This window comes from Janthinobacterium sp. GW458P (assembly GCF_002127585.1).
In the GTDB taxonomy this organism is placed as follows: Bacteria; Pseudomonadota; Gammaproteobacteria; order Burkholderiales; family Burkholderiaceae_D; genus Janthinobacterium.
Map to the genome: position 1 here is coordinate 1 of NZ_NEGZ01000082.1, position 16,900 is coordinate 16,900.

Consider the following 16,900-nt stretch of genomic DNA (forward strand, 5'->3'; position numbering starts at 1 on the left):
CTGCCGCTGCCGCAGCTGCCCCCGCGCCGGCAGCCGATCCCGCCGCGGCCACGCCGCCCGCCGCCGTGCCCGTCACGCCACCCACCACGCCTGCCCCACTGCCCACCAATGTCAAATAGTACGCCTGCCGCCAGCAACACTTCCCGCCCGACAATCAAGCGCCGCCTGATTTCCATGGTTTACGAGTCGCTGCTGGCCCTGGCCGTGCTGTTCTTGCCCTTCCTGCTGCTTGAACTGGCCGTGCAGGGCGCGCACACGCCGCTGACGGAACACCTGCGCCAGTGCCTGGCCTTCCTCGTCATGGGTGCGTATTTCATCCACCAGTGGAGCCGCGAAGGCCAGACCCTGGCCATGAAGACGTGGCGCCTGAAAGTGGTGTTGCCGGGCCACGCCCACGTGCCGCTGCGCCTGGCCGCCTGCCGCTACATCCTGGCCTGGATGTGGCTGTTGCCAGCCCTGCTGGTGGCGTACGCGTTTGACTTGCAGCACTGGACGGCATTGGGCGCCATCGGCATCGGCATCCTCGCCTGGTCGGCCACGGCCCTGTTCACGGGCAATGGCCAGTTCCTGCACGATAAATTGCTGGGCACGCAGATCGTGCAATTGCCGGCCCCCGCCAGGAAAGCGAAGAAGGTCGCCGCTTGAGCTGTCTCGGCAGGTCTTGACCTGCGTCATTGAAGCGCCACGGGGGCTCTGCGATCATGGCATGCCATGAATAATACCGCCCCCCTCCCCCATACCCGCTTCGCCAAATACCGCGCGGAAGTCTGCAGCGAAGACGACGTCAAGCATCTTGTCCACACCTTTTATGCGGCCGCGCGCGACGACGCCATGCTGGGCCCCATCTTTGCCGCCGAGGTCAAGGATTGGGACGCCCACCTGGCGACCCTCGTTGATTTCTGGTCAGGCTTGCTGCGCGGCACCATGCGCTACCACGGCAAGCCGCTGGCCCAGCACGCGCAGATGGAAAACCTGACGCCGTGCATGTTCCGACGCTGGCTGACCCTGTTCTTTGCCACCACGGAAAGCATGGGCAACCTGGCCCTGCAGGAGAAGGCCGATGCCATCGCCTTGAATATTGCCGAACGGCTATGGAAAAGCTTTGCGGAAAACCATTCCATCGTGGCGCCGCAGCTTTAGAACCTCTCGTAGCCTTGCAGGTAGCGCCATTGCCCCACGGGCATGGCGCCCATCGGGATGCGGCCGATGCGCAGGCGCTTCATGGCGACGACGTCCAGTCCCACCATCTTGCACATATGGGCGATCTGGCCCGGCTGCACGTTTTTCAGGGCGAAACGCAAGCGCGTCTCGTTCTGCCAGCTGACCTTGATCGGCGGCAAGGGCTTGCCATTGAAGGGCAAGCCGTGATTGAGCAGCGCCAGGCCGTTTTCCATGATGTCGCCCGCCACTTCCACGATGAATTCCTGCTCCACCGTCTTCGCTTCGTCGACCAGCTTGCGGGCCACGCGGAAATCCTGCGTGAACACGAGCAGGCCAGAGGCCATGGTTTCCAGCGGGTTGGTGATGGTCAGGCCGATCAGGTGGCGCTTGAGGAAGCGCGTGACGGAGCTCGGCGCCACGTTCTCCGGGGTGAATATCTCTTCGGGACGCAGACAGCTCAATGCAGGCTTGCCCTCGCTGCCGATACCGCCATGGATGCCGGCCGGCTTGTGCAGCAGAATCGTCACGGGCGGCATCTCGTCGAGGGTGGCGTTCGGCAACAGCACCACTTCCTGATTATCGGCCACGCGCGCGCCCGATTCCTCCACCAGCACGCCGTCGACCGTGACCCAGCCGCCCTCGATATACAGCTCGGCCTCGCGGCGCGAGCAGGGCACGTCTTCGGACAGGCGCTTGGCCAGGCGGATGGTGGGCATTTCGTGTGGTGTGGTCATGGGGAAGGCGCAAAAAGCAAGAGGAGGAGAAAGCCGGTATTGTAACCGACCCGCCCCGCCTCTTTTGCGACTTGCGCTGCCGGCTGTCGGATCAGGCTGCGCTAATCCGGCCTACGCAGCAAAAGGCCGGGGTCAGACCCCGGTCGTCATCCGACAATCAAGCCGTGGCCTTGGCCAGTTCCTCGGCAAAGAAACGGTGGCCCATCTCTTCCAGGCCCAGGGTCTGCAGCACTTCCTGCAGGCGCTCCGTCGGGCGCTGGCGCGGCAGGTTCTTGTAGCTGGCGATGATCAGTTCATTCTTCATCGAATGCTCCCAGCCCACCAGTTCCGTCACGCTGACCTGGTAGCCATGCGCTTCCAGCTGCAAACAGCGCAGCACGTTGGTGATCTGGCTGCCGAACTCGCGCGTGTGCAGCGGGTGGCGCCACAATTCCGTCAAAACATTCTTGCCCAGGCTCTTGCCCTTGTTCTTCTTCAATACGCTAGCGACTTCGGCCTGGCAACATGGCACCAGCACCATGAACTTCGCCTTTTTCTTCAGGGCGAAGTGGATGGCGTCATCGGTGGCCGTGTTGCACGCGTGCAAGGCCGTGACGATGTCGATCTGCTGCGGCAGCAGGTTCGATTCCGTCGATTCGGCCACGGACAGCGGCAAAAACGACATGCCGGGGAACTTGAATTTCTTCGCCAGCTCTTGCGAGCGCTGCACCAGCTCTTCGCGCGTCTCGATGCCGTAGATGTGCGAACCGTCGTTGCCGTTCTTGAAGAACAGGTCGTACAGGATGAAACCGAGATACGACTTGCCGGCGCCGTGGTCGACCAGCGACACGCCGGGGTGGTCGAGCTGCACTTCGCGCAGCAGCGGCTCGATGAACTGCGTCAGGTGGTACACCTGCTTGAGCTTGCGGCGGCTGTCCTGGTTCATCTTGCCGTCGCGCGTCAGGATATGCAATTCCTGCAGCAGGGCGACCGACTGGCCATCCTTGATCTCGGGCATGTTGCTGGCGGCCGTGATGATGTCTTTCGGCGCAACGGCTGCGGTGGCGGCGGCTGCCGCGCCCTTAGCGCGCTTCATCGATCCACGCCATCTGTATCGCTTCGAGCACTTTTTCGCCGCCGCGCGTGTGGTCATCGTCGAAGCCGTCCAGCTCCACCACCCAGTTATGCAGGTCGGTGAAACGCACGGTCAGCGGATCGATGTCCGGATGCGCGTCGTACAGCGCCTCGGCGATCGCGTGTATGTCGGACCATTTCATGTTAGTGACTGCCTTCGCTGACCTGGTTGATCGTGTATTTCGGGATTTCGACGACGAGGTCGGCCTCGGCCACGATGGACTGGCACGACAGGCGCGACACGGCTTCCAGGCCCCAGGCCTTGTCCAGCATGTCTTCTTCCAGTTCCGTCGCTTCGTTCAGGGATTCGATGCCCTCGCGCACCAGCACGTGGCAGGTGGTGCAAGCGCACGATTTTTCGCAGGCGTGCTCGATGTCGATGTCGTTTTCCAGCAGGATGTCGCAGATGGACTTGCCGGCCGGGGCTTCGATGACGGCGCCGTCCGGGCAAAGCTTGGCGTGCGGCAGGATAACGATTTGTGGCATGGTTTCTTCTTTCAGTCTGTCATTCGGAGCGCGGCCGCGGCGAGTGCCTGCGGCGCGCTGTTCTATTAGTTTTATACGACCTGATCAAGCGTTTTGCCCGTCAATGCCGTGCGCACGCTGCGGTCCATGCGGCGCGAGGCGAAATCCTCGGTGCCGTCGGCCAGTGCCTCGATCGCCAGTTTTAATGCCTGGTGGTCGATGGCTCCGCTTTGCGATTGGATAATGGCGTCGCGCACCTTGTTCATCAGGCCATCGACTGCCGCGCGCTCGGCCGCGTCCAGCAAGCCGCCGTCTTCGTCCAGCGCCGACTGCGTGGCCAGCAGGATGCGTTCCGCTTCCACCTGCTCTTCGCGCAGCGCGCGCGCCACCATGTCGACGTCGGCCGAGGTGTACGAATCCTGCAGCATGCGGGCGATGTCGTCGTCGCCCAGGCCATAGGCGGGCTTGACGCTGATCGACGCTTCCACGCCCGAGCGCAGTTCGCGCGCCGAGACGGACAGCAAGCCGTCCGCATCGACCTGGTAGGTGATGCGGATGCGCGCGGCGCCCGCCACCATCGGCGGAATGCCGCGCAATTCAAAGCGCGCCAGCGAGCGGCAATCGCTGACCAGTTCGCGCTCGCCCTGCAGCACGTGCACGGCCAGGGCCGTCTGGCCATCTTTAAATGTCGTGAATTCCTGGGCGCGCGCGCATGGTATGGTCGAATTGCGCGGGATGATCTTTTCCACCAGACCGCCCATGGTTTCGATACCGAGCGACAGCGGAATGACGTCCAGCAACAGCCAGTCGTCGCCGGCGGCGCGGTTGCCAGCGAGCAAATTCGCCTGGATGGCCGCGCCCAGCGCCACCACTTTATCGGGGTCGATATTCGCGTGCGGCGTCGTGTGGAAGAATTCGCTCACGGCGCGCTGCACGTGCGGCATGCGCGTGGCGCCGCCCACCATCACCACGCCGTCGACGTCGTCCGCATCCACGTTCGCGTCGCGCAGCGCCTTCTTGATGGCGTTCATGGTCTTGCCCACCAGGTGCTGCGTCATGGCGGCAAAGTCCGCTGCCGTGATGCGCAGGTGGATTTCCTCGCCCGAGTTCAGCTTGGCGTCTATCGTCGTTTCCGGCTTGGTCGACAGCAATTCCTTGATTTCGCGCGCCTTCACCATCAGGATGGCCGTGTCTTCGTCCGACAGCGGCGCCAGCTTGGCCTGCTCGCTGATCCAGCAGAACAGGCGGCGGTCGAAATCGTCGCCGCCCAGGGCCGAATCGCCGCCCGTGGACAGCACTTCAAAGACGCCCTTGCTCAGCTTCAGGATCGAGATGTCGAACGTGCCGCCGCCAAGGTCGTACACGGCGTACACGCCTTCGGAAGCGTTATCGAGGCCATACGCGATGGCGGCGGCCGTCGGCTCGCTCAGCAGGCGCAAGACATTGATGCCGGCCAATTGCGCCGCATCTTTCGTCGCCTGGCGCTGGGCATCGTCGAAATACGCTGGTACAGTAATGACGGCGCCCACCAGGTCGTCGCCCAGCGAATCCTCGGCGCGCTGGCGCAGGGTGGCGAGGATCTGTGCCGACACCTCAACGGGGCTTTTCACGCCGGCCACGGTTTTCAGCTGCACCATGCCAGGCGTATCCTGGAAGTCGTAAGGCAGGTTTTCCGCGTAGGCGATGTCGGCCAGGCCGCGGCCCATGAAGCGCTTGACGGACACGATGGTGTTCTTCGGGTCGGTGGTCTGTGCGGCCAGGGCCTTGTAGCCGATGTTCGCATGGCCATTCGGCAGGTAGCGCACGACGGACGGCAGCAGGGAGTGCCCTTCTTCGTCGTTGAGCACCTCGGGAATGCTGTTGCGGACCGTCGCGACCAGGGAATTGGTGGTGCCAAGGTCGATGCCGACGGCCAGGCGGTGCTGGTGCGGCGCGGTCGACATGCCTGGTTCGGAAATTTGCAGAAGTGCCATTGTATTCGTGCCTCGATTAATTTATTGCATGATGCAGCTGATGCCTGGTGCGCATTATAAGACGCGCGCCAGACTGGCGCTTGGCACGCCGGTCAAGCGATAGGCCAGTCAGGCTTCCATGGCCTCATAGGCAAAACGCACTTCCTCGCCGAATTTGTCGAGGAACATCAGGGCGCGCACGCTTTGCGCGGCGTTCACATAGTCGCCACCATCGAGCTGGGCCGCCACCTGGGCCAGCAAGGCCTTGCGTTCGCCGCGCAGCTGGCGGTCCAGGGCGTCGAGCGCGTCGGCGTCCTTGCCCGCGCGCGCGTCGCCCAGCTCCTCGCGCCATTCCATCTGCTGCATCAGGAAGCTGACGGGCATGGCCGTGTTCGACTCCGTCTGCAGGTCGACGCCATTGATCTCGCACAAGTATTGCGCGCGCTTTTGCGGGCTTTTCAGGGTTTGGTAGGCTTCATTGGCGCGCGTGGCCCATTGCATCGCCACGCGCTTTTCAGCGCTGCTGGCGTTGATGAAGCGGTCGGGATGGACCTTGCCCTGCACGTCGCGGTAAGCCGCGTCGAGCGCGCTCATGTCGAGCGAGAACTGGGCCGGCAACTGGAAGAGTTCGAAGTGGTTTTGCATAGTGTCGGTGGTCGCTGTGCCTCAATCGATGAGTACAGCGCACCGACCGGGGTCTTGCCAGCTTTTAAATTCTAAAGCTCTCGCCGCAGCCGCAGGCGTCTTTTTCGTTCGGATTGTGGAACTTGAAGCCTTCATTCAAGCCTTCGCGCGCAAAATCGAGTTCCGTGCCGTCGATGTAGGGCAGGCTTTTCGGATCGACGAAGACTTTCACGCCGTGCGACTCGAAGACGCTGTCTTCGGCCGCCGCTTCATCGACGTATTCGAGCTTGTAGGCCAGGCCCGAGCAGCCCGTGGTGCGCACGCCGAAGCGCAGGCCCACGCCCTTGCCGCGCCGTTCGATATAACGGTTGATGTGCTTCGCCGCTTTTTCGGTCAGTGTGATCATGTATTTCTCCGCAACTGCCCCGGCCTTGCGGCTGGGGCGGGCTGCCAACGTTTAAGCTGCTACTGGATGGCGGGTCTGGTAATCCAGAACGGCTGCCTTGATGGCGTCTTCCGCCAGGATGGAGCAGTGGATCTTCACTGGCGGCAGCGCCAGTTCTTCGGCGATCTGCGTGTTCTTGATGGCCAGCGCCTGGTCCAGGGTCTTGCCCTTGACCCATTCCGTCACCAGCGAACTCGACGCGATGGCCGAACCGCAGCCGTAGGTCTTGAATTTCGCGTCTTCGATCAGGCCATCGGCGCCGACCTTGATCTGCAGTTTCATCACGTCGCCGCAGGCGGGCGCGCCCACCATGCCGGTGCCGATGGTTTCATCACCCTTGTCGAAAGCGCCCACGTTGCGCGGGTTTTCGTAGTGATCGAGTACTTTGTCCGAGTAAGCCATTTTGATGCTCCTTAAATATTCTTGCCGGCCCCGTTCACGAGGCAAATTTATCTTCAAGTGCCTGGAAAACCGTAGCGAGCGGCAATGAGTTGTGGCCGAGAAGCGGAACTGTGCTGTAGCACAGTGAGCATCGCAGGCCGCAAATCGCGACGCGCAGTAGGTTTAACAGGTGCTTTTAGTGGGCTGCCCATTGGATCGAATTAATGTCAATACCTTCCTTGAACATGTCCCACAGCGGCGACAGCTCACGCAATTTGTGTACTTTCGATTTCAGCAGGTTCACGGCGAAGTCGATGTCTTCCTCGGTCGAGAAGCGGCCGATGGTGAAGCGGATCGAGCTGTGCGCCAGTTCGTCGCTGCGGCCCAGGGCGCGCAGCACGTACGATGGCTCCAGGCTGGCCGAGGTGCAGGCCGAACCGGACGACACGGCGATATCCTTGATCGCCATGATCAGCGACTCGCCTTCGACGTAGTTGAAGCTGACGTTCAGGTTGTGCGGCACGCGGTGGTCCATGTCGCCGTTGATATAGACTTCTTCGATCTCCTGCAGGCCCTTGGCCAGGCGGTCGCGCAAGGCCTGGATGCGGCCGATTTCGCTGTCCATCTCTTCCTTGGCGATGCGGAAGCTTTCGCCCATGCCGACGATCTGGTGCGTCGGCAGGGTGCCCGAGCGCAGGCCGCGCTCATGGCCGCCGCCGTGCATCTGCGCTTCCAGGCGCACGCGCGGCTTGCGGCACACATACAGGGCGCCCACGCCCTTCGGACCGTAGGTTTTGTGCGCCGTGAAGGTCATCAGGTCGACCTTGGTCTTTTGCAGGTCGATGACGACCTTGCCCGTCGCCTGCGCGGCGTCGCAATGGAAGATGATGCCTTTCGAGCGGCAGAACGCGCCGATCTCGTCGATCGGCTGGATCACGCCGATTTCGTTGTTCACCAGCATCACCGACACGAGGATGGTATCCGGGCGCACGGCCGCGGCCAGCTGCTCGACGGTGATCAGGCCGTTGTCCTGCGGTTCCAGGTAGGTCGCTTCAAAGCCGATGCGTTCCAGTTCGCGCACCGTGTCGAGCACCGATTTATGCTCGGTCTTGACGGTGATGATGTGCTTGCCCTTGGTCTTGTAGAACTGCGCCGCGCCCTTGATGGCCAGGTTGTTGCTTTCCGTCGCGCCGGAAGTCCAGATGATTTCGCGCGGATCGGCGTTCACCAGCGCCGCCACGTGGCCGCGTGCCTCTTCCACGGCTTTTTCCGCCGTCCAGCCGTACATATGGCTGCGCGAGGCCGGATTGCCGAACTGCTCGCGCAGGTAGGGAATCATCTTGTCGGCGACGCGGGGATCGATCGGCGTGGTGGCCGAGTAATCCATGTAGATCGGGAAATGCGGTGCGGTTTCAAAGTGCACTTGGCCTACGTTTTTTTCTGGGGCGTTCATCAATAACTCCTGCAATCAGCAACTTGGTATTTTGTTATGTTCAACCGAGGGCGGCGTGGTTACGGTGCATCACCATCACGCTTTGTTCGGCAATCTTTTGTCTCTGCTGGTCGACCAGGTCCTGCAGGGACACAGAATCCAGATAATCGACCATTTTTTCGTTGAGCGTGGACCACAATTCATGCGTCATGCAGCGCGCGCCCGTGGCCGCGTCGGCGCCGTGGCAATGCTCCTTGCCGCCGCACTGCGTGGCGTCCAGCGGCTCGTCGACGGCGATGATGATGTCGGCCACCGTCACCTTGTCGGCACGGCGCGCCAGGCTGTAGCCGCCGCCCGGACCGCGGATCGATTCGACGATCTCATGCCGGCGCAACTTGCCGAACAGCTGTTCCAGGTAGGACAGGGAAATCGACTGGCGCTGGCTGATGCCGGACAAGGTGACCGGCCCCTTGCCCTGGCGCAGGGCAAGATCGATCATCGCTGTCACGGCAAAACGGCCTTTTGTAGTCAGACGCATACATCCTCTGGTCAACTGGTTTAAAATATTGCGGTTTTTCAACTTCTCAAAGCCCGAGTAGTTGAATGATTTAGTCAAGTATAACAAATTCGGCGGGGTTTGTCAGAGCGCCCCTCGATGACCACAGGGCTGGCAGGGGCATGGCCGGCCGCGCCAGGCGCGGCGGCATCAGGAAAACAACAGTCGGGAAAGCGCGGGCATGCGCAGCGTCAATTCTCAGCCCCGTAAAGCGCTTCTTACTTTCATCAGTTCAAACCCCAGCAGGTTCAAGCCGTCCCAGCGCGATGGATCGCCGATGCGCGGATTGTCCGACGCCAGGCCCACGCCCCAGATGCGGTCGACGGGACTGGCTTCGACGATGACGCGCTCGCCCGTGCCCAGCAAGAACTTGCGCAGCGCGGCTTTTTGCGAGAACTTGGCAAAATTGCCATCGAAGACGATGCCGGCGCGCGCCGCTTCCCACACTTTGGCGTCGAAATTGGCCACTTCGCGCCCCAGCTTCTTCACTTCCGACGGCCGTTCGGCCGCCACGATGCGCGCCTGCACCGAGGTATCGCCAAACAGGGCCGCCTTTTGCGCCATCATGTAATGTTCGGCCGTCGCATACGTCACGCCGGCCAGGCTGAACGGCGACGGAAACCACTGGCTGAAGCAGCTTTTGTCGGGCACCTGCGGCTGCGCCGGCGTGTGGCCCCAGAAATACAGATAGTCGGGCACGCCGCCGGCCGCGATCCACGCCTTCAATTCTTCCACGTTACTGATTTGCATATTCCCCGCACTTCCGCCAGACAGGCGCCAATTCAATCTCAAGCACGCAACAGCCGCATCGGGCCAAACAAGGCCTGCATGTCGCTGTTGCCGATAAAGGACAGATTATACGGATGTTCCGCCGTGACCTGCGGCAACAATGCGGCCACCGGCAAGCGCTTGATGAGCTCGGCAATCTTGCCCCACAGCACCAGTTGCGGCAAGGCCGCCCCGCCCTGCCGCGCCAGCGCTTCCAGCACCACCTGCAGGAAGGGCAGCCAGCCGCGCGCATCCTGCACGGGCGGCACGTGGGAACGGAACACCAGCGCCGCGTTGAGCAGCAAGAAACCCTGCTCCGTCATCTTGCGCTGCAAGTCGGGCAGGCTCTGGACCACGCCGCTGCCGGCTTGCAGCGCGGCGGCCGCCACGGGCGCCATGGCCGCGCCGGAGGTGTCGCCGCCCTGCAGCTGGCCATCGGCCACCAGCAGCATCTTCATGAAGTTGCGCAGGGAGGTGGCGCGGTTGACGGGCTTCGACAGGCCCGTCGCCGACCACAGGCTGCCGACGGCGCCATCCATGAAGCACACGCCCGTGGCGCTGTCGGCGCGCGGATACGGTCCCTCGCCCACCAGCACATAGCGCACCTGCGCCAGCGGCAGGGCGAAGGCGGCGAACAGCCGGCCCTGCGTGGGCAGATAATCGTCGGCGGCCAGCGCCGGCAGGTAGGCGGGATCGGCCGCCATCACGGCCTGCAGGCCGCGCAGCAGGATGGGCCGCCAGGAAGCATGCGCCAGGGACAGGGCATCGGCTATGCTGGCAGGAATGGTGGTAGCGGTCATGACGCGTCAGTAAAATATTTGGGCAAACGCAAATTGTAGCGCACCGGCAAGCAAGAATTGCCCTCCAAAAATCAAGCACGCATAAAAAAACCCCGCCTGTTGCCAGGCGGGGCTTTCTGCATCGTGCGCTATAAAATCTATTCGGCGTCAGGCTGCTGCGCCGGATGGGCGGCGGCAAAGGCCGGCAAGGCGGCGCAGTGCGCGTGGATGCGCGCCACGCGCGGGTAAGGCGCCAGGTCGATGCCGAAGCGCTGCGCATTGAACACTTGCGGCACCAGGCAGCAATCGGCCATCGTGGGACTGTCGCCGTGGCAGAACAGGCCCGCGCCGGCCGGGTCGCCCTGGGCCAGCAGCGCTTCGACGGCCGCCAGTCCCTCGGCCATCCAGTGGCGGTACCATTCCTGCTTGGTTTCCTCGGACAGGCCCAGCGTCCCTTTCAGATACTTCAGGACGCGCAGATTCGTCAGCGGATGGGCGTCGCAGGCGATCGCCAGCGCCAGCGCGCGCACCCTGGCGCGTCCCAGCGCGTCGGCCGGCAGCAGCGGCGCGGCCGCATGCGTCTCGTCGAGGTATTCGAGGATGGCCAGCGACTGCGTCAGGATGGCGCCATCGTCATCGAGCGCCGGCACCAGGGCCGACGGGTTGACGGCGCGGTAGGCCGGCAGCAGCTGCTGTCCGCCATCCTGCAGCAGGTGCACGGCGATGCTGTCATAGGCGATGCCCTTCAAATTGAGGGCGATGCGCACGCGGTAGGCGGCCGAACTGCGGAAATAGGTGTACAGCTTCATCGGGCGCCCTCCCCTCAGGCGCGGCCGGCGCTGTTGCCGACATACAGCGCGACCGTCTGCACGATGCTGCCGAAGATGCTGGCGCCGGCCGCGTCGCGCATCTCGATGCGCACCTTGTCGCCGAACTTCAGGTACGCCGTTTTCGGCGCGCCGTGTTCGATGGTTTCGTACATGCGCACTTCGGCCAGGCAGCAATAGCCCACGCCGCCATTTTCGATGCTGGAGCCGAACAGGTTGCCCTGCTTGTTCGACACGGTGCCCGAGCCGACGATGCTGCCGGCGCCCAGTTCGCGCGTTTTGGCCGCATGGGCGACGAGCTGCGCAAAATTGAAGGTCATGTCTTCGCCCGCATTGGGTTTACCGAAGGGCTGCTCATTCAGGTCCACCAGCAGCGGCAGGTGCAGCTTGCTGTCCGCCCAGTCGGCCCCCAGTTCATCGGGCGTGACGGCGACGGGCGAAAACGCGCTGGCCGCCTTCGACTGGAAGAAACCGAAGCCCTTCGCCAGTTCGCCCGGGATCAGGTTGCGCAGCGAGACGTCGTTGACCAGCATCACCAGGCGGATCGCTTTCGCCGCGTCGTCCGCGCTGGCGCCCATGGCCACGTCGCCCGTAATCACCGCCACCTCCGCTTCCAGATCGATGCCCCACTCTTCCGACAGGGCGAAGATGGGGTCGCGCGGTCCGATAAAACTGTCGGAGCCGCCCTGGTACATCAGCGGGTCCGTGTAGAACGAGGCCGGCACTTCCGCGTTGCGCGCCTTGCGCACCAGTTCCACGTGGTTGATGTAGGCCGAACCGTCGGCCCACTGGTAGGCGCGCGGCAGCGGCGAGTGGCACAGATTGGCGTCAAACGGCTGTGCGTCCGGCGCCTGGCCCGCGTTCAGGTTGGCGTAGGCCTGTTCCAGCTTGGGCGCCACGGCGTCCCAGTTGTCGAGCGCCGCCTGCAGGGTGGGGGCGATGGCGGCCACGCGCTGGTACTGGCGCAGGTCGCGGCTGACGAGGATCAGGGCGCCGTCGCGGCTGCCGTTCTTCAGGGTTGCGAATTTCATGGTGTTCCTTGTGTGGATGAACGTATCGGGGCTGCGGTTTGCGCCAGGTCAGGCTGGGTCTCAGGCGTCGGCTGGCGCGTGCATCCAGGCGGCGTGCTTCGGTGCGCGGCGCGTCTGCGACCATTCTTCCAGCATTTCCCATTTGACGGCGTCCAGTTTGGCCATCATCTCGGGCGTGCCCACGTTGGCCGCCAGCTCCAGGCGGTGGCCGTTCGGGTCGAAGAAGTAGATCGACTGGAAGATGGCGTGGTTGACGGGGCCCAGCACGTCGATGCCGGCGGCCACCAGGCGCTCCTTGGCGGCCAGCAGTTCCTCCATGCTGCCCACTTCCAGCGCCAGATGCTGCACCCAGGCCGGGGTATTGCGGTCGCGGTCCATCGGCGGCTGCGTCGGCAATTCAAAAAAGGCCAGCACATTGCCCTGGCCCGCGTCGAGGAAGACGTGCATGTACGGGTCCGGCGCCTTGGTCGACGGCACCAGGTCTTCGGCGATGGCGAGGACGAAATTCATGTTCAAATGCTTGACGTACCACTCGACGGTCTGCTTCGCGTCGATGCAGCGGTAGGCGACATGGTGGATTTGCTTGATTTTCATGGTATTTGTCTCCAATGGATGCGCCCTGGGCGCGATGGCTGGCCTGTTTTTCAGCTTTTCACCATTAGAATCGAGATCCAGCTATCATACAAACAATATTTAACCATTGATTTATCGGATTATCTTATGAGTCCCAGCCTGCGCCAGATGCGCGCCTTCGTCGCCCTTGCCAAGACCGGCAGCTTTACCCTGGCCGCCGAGTACCTGCACGTGACGCAATCGGCCTTGAGCGGCTTGATCAAGGAACTGGAAAGCGTGCTGGGCGTGCGCGTGGTCGAGCGCAGCACGCGCAAGACACAGCTGTCCGAAATCGGCCGCGAACTGTATCCGCTGTTTGAGAAGATGATCGAGGACCTCGACGGCGCCATGGCCGGCATCGCCCAGCGCAAGGCCCTGAAAACAGGCATGGTGCGCATCGCGGCGCCGCAGATGATGGCGTGTACGCTGCTGCCGGAAGTCATCGCCGCCTACCGCCAGGCGCACCCGCAGGTGCAGCTGCGCCTGGTCGACTGCCCCGTGGAGAATGTATCGAGCCGCGTCTTCAGCGGCGAAGTCGATTTCGGCATCGGCCCCGAGCGCGACCCGACGGCGGAAATCGCCGCGCAGGTGCTGTTCGAGATGCCCTTCGTGCTGGTCTTCCCCGAGCAGCACCCGCTGCAGCGGAAAGCGCGCGTGACCTGGGCCGACGTGGCCGATTATCCGTTCATCTCGCTGCAGGGCCAGTTCACGGAACGCCTGCTGCGCGACATGCACGGCAGCTTGCGCGACCTGTCGCTCCATCCCTACAATGAAGTGACGTTCATGACGACGGCGCTGGCCATGGTCAGCGCCAACCTGGGCATCACGGCCTGCCTGCCGTACGCGGAGCCGATGGTGAAGTTATATAAGCTGCAGATGCGCACGCTGCACGAGCCGGAACTGACGCGGCGCTTTTTCGTCTACACGAAGACGGGCCGTTCGCTGTCGCCGGCCGCCGAAAGCTTCATCGCCTTTTTGTTCAAGTATGTCGAGACGCACGAGTGGAACGTGGGAGCGGGCGCCGCCTTATAATGGGCCACCATCCCTTGCCGCCTACGCCATGACCAAGCCTGCCCCGAACGAGCTGTCGCCCATCGACGCCGCCACCATCGCCATCAACCAGCGCATGAACGCCTTCGACGGCCATGCGCAGGTGTGGCTGTTCGGCTACGGCTCGCTGATCTACAAAGCCGATTTTCCGTACCTCGAGCGCCGTCCCGCCAGCATCGCCGGCTGGACGCGGCGCTTCTGGCAAGGTTCGCACGACCACCGGGGCACGCCGATGGCGCCGGGCCGGGTCGCCACCATCGTGCCGCAGGCGGGCGCCGTGTGCGACGGCATGGCCTACCTGATCACGCCCGAAGTCTTCGCCCACCTCGACCACCGCGAAAAGAACGGCTATCTGCGCCTGGCCACCGACATCAGCTTCGACGACGGCAGCAGCACGCAAGGCCTGGTGTACGTCGCCAACGAAGAAAACGCCGCCTTCCTCGGCGCCGCGTCGGAACTGGACATCGCGCGCCAGATCGCCCGCTCAAACGGCCCCAGCGGCCCCAACAGCGAGTATGTGCTGCACCTGGCCAGCGCCCTGCGCGAACTGGGCAAGAGCGATCCGCATGTCTTTGCCATCGAGCAACATCTGGCGCGACTCCAGACCCATGCCCAGAACGACGCCGCAACGTCCGGCGGCACCTGAGATAGCCAGCATCCTGGCCATGCCTGCGCGTTCCAGGACGCTGGCGCGCCGCCACCTCCGGCGAGCGGCGGCTTTCCCGCAAGCAGCAGGCCAGCGCCACCGGCCTTCAGCACCTGAGCGCCCGTGCAGCACCAGCCGTGACGACGGTTTAATTTAAAACAAATCCAGCTGCCCCGCATTGCCCCCTTTTGCCTTGCTTCCCAGCGGCGGCACCACCAGGGGCCGCCGGAATTGCGTACAGTCGAGCTGCTTGAAGCGGCCGCCCTTGCCGTGCAGCCCCAGCCGGTGCACGGCCTTTTCAAAGCGCTGGCGGATCAGGTCGGCCCACACGCCCTCGCCCTGCATGCGCGCGCCGAACGCGCTGTCGTAATCCTTACCGCCGCGCATTTCGCGCACCCGGTTCATCACGCGCTGGGCCCGTTCCGGGAAATGCGCTTCCAGCCATTGCTGGAACAAGGGGCTCACTTCCCACGGCAGGCGCAGCACCACGTAGTGGGCATGGATGGCGCCCGCGTCGCGCACGGCTTCGAGCAGCTGCTCGATTTCCGGCTCCGTCACGAACGGGATGATGGGCGCGATGCTCACGCCCACGGGAATGCCCGCCTCCGTCAGGGTGCGTATGGTGCGCAGGCGCCGCGCCGGCGCGGCCGCGCGCGGCTCCAGCGTGCGCGCGATGGCGGGATCGAGCGTGGTGACGGTCACCGCCACGGCCGCCAGGCGTTTTTCCGCCATGGGCGCCAGCAAGTCGATATCGCGCTCGATCAGCGACGATTTGGTAATCAGCGCCACCGGATGGTCGCATTCGTGCAGCACTTCCAGCACGCGCCGCGTCAGCTGCCGCTCGCGCTCGCACGGCTGATAGGCGTCCGTATTCACGCCCAGGGCGATGGGTTCGGGCAGGTACGAGGCCCTGGCCAGTTCGCGCCGCAACAGCTCGGGGGCGTTGACCTTGGCATAGATGCGGCTCTCGAAGTCCAGCCCCGGCGACAGGCCCAGGTAGCTGTGCGTGGGGCGGGCAAAGCAATAGATGCAGCCATGTTCGCAGCCGCGGTAGGGGTTCAGGGAGACGTTGAAGGGCAGATCGGGCGAGGCGTTGCGCGTGAGAATGGTGCGCGCCTGTTCGTCGCTGACCCGCGTCTGCCACGCGGCCGCGCCCTCCTCCCCGGCCGCCGGCCCGGCCTCGTCGGCCAGGCCCCAGCCATCATCGAAGCCTGCCCGCGCCTGCAATTCGTAGCGCCCTTGCAGGTTGGACACGGCGCCACGCCCCTTGCGGGCTTTCAAGGACGGCGGCGGCAGCATCGCTTGCCCGGCAAAGCTGTCATCGTGCTCTGGAATGATTGCTTTCATGAACGGCCCCATCAACTGTATATACGTACAGTATACTATGCCGCTCCCGGGGCAAGATCAAGGGCCGCCGTGGTGCTATTTCAAGCTTTTTCACCGTGCGGTGTGACATAACTCAACTGCTGTGCGACAAAACCGTCAAAGGCGGCGATCAGGGGAACGAAACGCGGCGCGTCCTGCTCCAACTGCATCAGGGCATAAGACGTCGCTTCCAGGGTCGACAGCTGGTCGGGTGCATGCGCCTTGCGGATCAGGTAATGCGAAGCCGGCATGTCGCGCAGCGGCAAGCGCGGCAGCTGCTGCAGCAGGGGATTTACATACAGCATCTTGCGGCTCTTGCGCCAGGTGCCGTCGAGTACCACCAGTTGCAATTGCGCCGGGTCCAGCAAGATGGCGGGGTCGAGCGCGGGCGGCGGCGCGATGCCCAGCGAGCGGTCGCCGGGCGTATCGGGATACAGCAACACGTTGTACTTGCCGGCCAGCAACTCGGCAAGCGTGGCGGGGGCAAATTGTTCGCCTGTCAGCAGGCGGCTGTTGGGCAGGCTCAGGTGCAGCAAGCGGGCGCTGCCCTTGGCATTCTGCACTTCCAGCGGATGCTGGAGGATCAGCACTTGCACGGCGTGGCCAACGGGAGCGATCCAGCGGCAAATGCAGCTGGCTTCGGCGCGCAGGCAAGCTGGACAGCGCGCGCGTTTGACGGATGCGCCCTGGGAAGACGAAGCGACCGTAGAACTGGTGACGGCAGGACGGGAAGTATGGCGGGTGGTCATGGCGGAGCGTGATCGCGGCTGTCTGCAAGCCGCGATTGTAGCGCCCACGCCATGTCAGGGGGAAATCTGCGCTTGCAACCGCGCTTAAAACTCTTCCCATTCGTCGGCGCCGGAGGCCACCGGCGCCTTTGGCGTGCGGGCGCGCACAGCTTCCGCTGGCGCCGCCTTGCCCGTCGCGGGCGCGGGCGCGGCCACGACCGGGGCCGGGGC

Annotated in this window: 21 protein-coding genes; 4 read left to right on the plus strand and 17 right to left on the minus strand. The window is 63.8% G+C overall.

Annotation, left to right across the window (positions count from 1 at the left end):
• Positions 1 to 108 precede the first annotated feature (108 nt).
• Both CBW50_RS26595 and CBW50_RS26600 read left to right on the plus strand, forming a co-directional pair.
• Positions 109 to 645, plus strand: coding sequence for an RDD family protein (locus CBW50_RS26595; protein WP_086148298.1), 537 nt, complete (start codon positions 109 to 111; stop codon positions 643 to 645).
• Positions 646 to 711: 66 nt separating this feature from the next.
• Positions 712 to 1,140, plus strand: a complete 429-nt coding sequence (locus CBW50_RS26600; protein ID WP_086148299.1) for a group III truncated hemoglobin — start codon at positions 712 to 714, stop codon at positions 1,138 to 1,140.
• Here the strand turns inward: CBW50_RS26600 and CBW50_RS26605 are convergent.
• From CBW50_RS26605 to CBW50_RS26675, 15 genes are all read right to left on the minus strand, one after another.
• Positions 1,137 to 1,895, minus strand: coding sequence for an rRNA pseudouridine synthase (locus CBW50_RS26605; protein ID WP_086148300.1), 759 nt, complete (start codon positions 1,893 to 1,895; stop codon positions 1,137 to 1,139). The genes CBW50_RS26600 and CBW50_RS26605 overlap by 4 nt on opposite strands.
• 157 nt (positions 1,896 to 2,052) lie before the next feature.
• Positions 2,053 to 2,970 carry an SAM-dependent methyltransferase gene (locus CBW50_RS26610; RefSeq protein WP_086148301.1) on the minus strand — a complete coding sequence of 306 codons (918 nt, stop codon included), beginning with the start codon at positions 2,968 to 2,970 and terminating at the stop codon, positions 2,053 to 2,055.
• Positions 2,957 to 3,151, minus strand: coding sequence for a Fe-S cluster assembly protein IscX (iscX, locus tag CBW50_RS26615; RefSeq protein WP_071076333.1), 195 nt, complete (start codon positions 3,149 to 3,151; stop codon positions 2,957 to 2,959). Before iscX ends, CBW50_RS26610 begins: the two co-directional genes overlap by 14 nt.
• A 1-nt stretch (position 3,152) precedes the next feature.
• Entirely contained in the window at positions 3,153 to 3,494 is a 342-nt protein-coding gene (fdx, locus tag CBW50_RS26620) for an ISC system 2Fe-2S type ferredoxin (protein ID WP_034750070.1), read from the minus strand.
• A 71-nt stretch (positions 3,495 to 3,565) separates the two neighbouring features.
• Positions 3,566 to 5,446, minus strand: coding sequence for a Fe-S protein assembly chaperone HscA (hscA, locus tag CBW50_RS26625; protein WP_086148302.1), 1,881 nt, complete (start codon positions 5,444 to 5,446; stop codon positions 3,566 to 3,568).
• 108 nt (positions 5,447 to 5,554) lie between these two features.
• Positions 5,555 to 6,070 (minus strand): Fe-S protein assembly co-chaperone HscB, encoded by a 516-nt coding sequence (gene hscB / locus CBW50_RS26630; RefSeq protein WP_086148303.1) that lies wholly within the window; start codon positions 6,068 to 6,070, stop codon positions 5,555 to 5,557.
• A gap of 64 nt (positions 6,071 to 6,134) precedes the next feature.
• Positions 6,135 to 6,455 (minus strand): iron-sulfur cluster assembly protein IscA, encoded by a 321-nt coding sequence (gene iscA, locus CBW50_RS26635; RefSeq protein ID WP_071322760.1) that lies wholly within the window; start codon positions 6,453 to 6,455, stop codon positions 6,135 to 6,137.
• A gap of 51 nt (positions 6,456 to 6,506) precedes the next feature.
• Positions 6,507 to 6,896 (minus strand): Fe-S cluster assembly scaffold IscU, encoded by a 390-nt coding sequence (gene iscU / locus CBW50_RS26640; protein WP_076567031.1) that lies wholly within the window; start codon positions 6,894 to 6,896, stop codon positions 6,507 to 6,509.
• Between the two features lie 175 nt (positions 6,897 to 7,071).
• Positions 7,072 to 8,298, minus strand: a complete 1,227-nt coding sequence (locus tag CBW50_RS26645; protein WP_280175047.1) for an IscS subfamily cysteine desulfurase — start codon at positions 8,296 to 8,298, stop codon at positions 7,072 to 7,074.
• Between the two features lie 70 nt (positions 8,299 to 8,368).
• Positions 8,369 to 8,845 carry a Fe-S cluster assembly transcriptional regulator IscR gene (gene iscR, locus CBW50_RS26650; RefSeq protein WP_034779566.1) on the minus strand — a complete coding sequence of 159 codons (477 nt, stop codon included), beginning with the start codon at positions 8,843 to 8,845 and terminating at the stop codon, positions 8,369 to 8,371.
• Between the two features lie 216 nt (positions 8,846 to 9,061).
• Positions 9,062 to 9,613 carry an NADAR family protein gene (locus CBW50_RS26655; protein ID WP_086148304.1) on the minus strand — a complete coding sequence of 184 codons (552 nt, stop codon included), beginning with the start codon at positions 9,611 to 9,613 and terminating at the stop codon, positions 9,062 to 9,064.
• Between the two features lie 38 nt (positions 9,614 to 9,651).
• Positions 9,652 to 10,431 (minus strand): uracil-DNA glycosylase, encoded by a 780-nt coding sequence (locus CBW50_RS26660; protein ID WP_086148305.1) that lies wholly within the window; start codon positions 10,429 to 10,431, stop codon positions 9,652 to 9,654.
• 137 nt (positions 10,432 to 10,568) lie between these two features.
• Positions 10,569 to 11,219 carry a maleylacetoacetate isomerase gene (gene maiA, locus CBW50_RS26665; RefSeq protein WP_086148306.1) on the minus strand — a complete coding sequence of 217 codons (651 nt, stop codon included), beginning with the start codon at positions 11,217 to 11,219 and terminating at the stop codon, positions 10,569 to 10,571.
• 14 nt (positions 11,220 to 11,233) lie between these two features.
• Positions 11,234 to 12,268: a fumarylacetoacetate hydrolase family protein gene (locus tag CBW50_RS26670; RefSeq protein WP_086148307.1), complete on the minus strand. Its 1,035-nt coding sequence runs from the start codon at positions 12,266 to 12,268 to the stop codon at positions 11,234 to 11,236.
• 60 nt (positions 12,269 to 12,328) lie between these two features.
• A complete protein-coding gene (locus CBW50_RS26675) occupies positions 12,329 to 12,862 on the minus strand; it encodes a VOC family protein (protein ID WP_076567022.1) in 534 nt (177 codons plus the stop codon).
• 126 nt (positions 12,863 to 12,988) lie between these two features.
• Here CBW50_RS26675 and CBW50_RS26680 point away from each other — a divergent pair, with 126 nt between their 5' ends.
• Together CBW50_RS26680 and CBW50_RS26685 are read left to right on the plus strand one after the other, a co-directional pair.
• Positions 12,989 to 13,912 carry a LysR family transcriptional regulator gene (locus CBW50_RS26680; RefSeq protein WP_086148308.1) on the plus strand — a complete coding sequence of 308 codons (924 nt, stop codon included), beginning with the start codon at positions 12,989 to 12,991 and terminating at the stop codon, positions 13,910 to 13,912.
• A gap of 61 nt (positions 13,913 to 13,973) precedes the next feature.
• Complete coding sequence (locus CBW50_RS26685; RefSeq protein WP_086148310.1) at positions 13,974 to 14,576, plus strand: gamma-glutamylcyclotransferase; 603 nt, start codon at positions 13,974 to 13,976, stop codon at positions 14,574 to 14,576.
• 153 nt (positions 14,577 to 14,729) lie between these two features.
• On the opposite strand, the gene CBW50_RS26690 is transcribed toward CBW50_RS26685, so the two are convergent.
• Both CBW50_RS26690 and CBW50_RS26695 read right to left on the minus strand, forming a co-directional pair.
• Positions 14,730 to 15,875, minus strand: coding sequence for a PA0069 family radical SAM protein (locus CBW50_RS26690; RefSeq protein ID WP_086148311.1), 1,146 nt, complete (start codon positions 15,873 to 15,875; stop codon positions 14,730 to 14,732).
• 128 nt (positions 15,876 to 16,003) lie between these two features.
• Positions 16,004 to 16,690 (minus strand): tRNA-uridine aminocarboxypropyltransferase, encoded by a 687-nt coding sequence (locus CBW50_RS26695; RefSeq protein ID WP_086148309.1) that lies wholly within the window; start codon positions 16,688 to 16,690, stop codon positions 16,004 to 16,006.
• Positions 16,691 to 16,900: the final 210 nt, after the last annotated feature.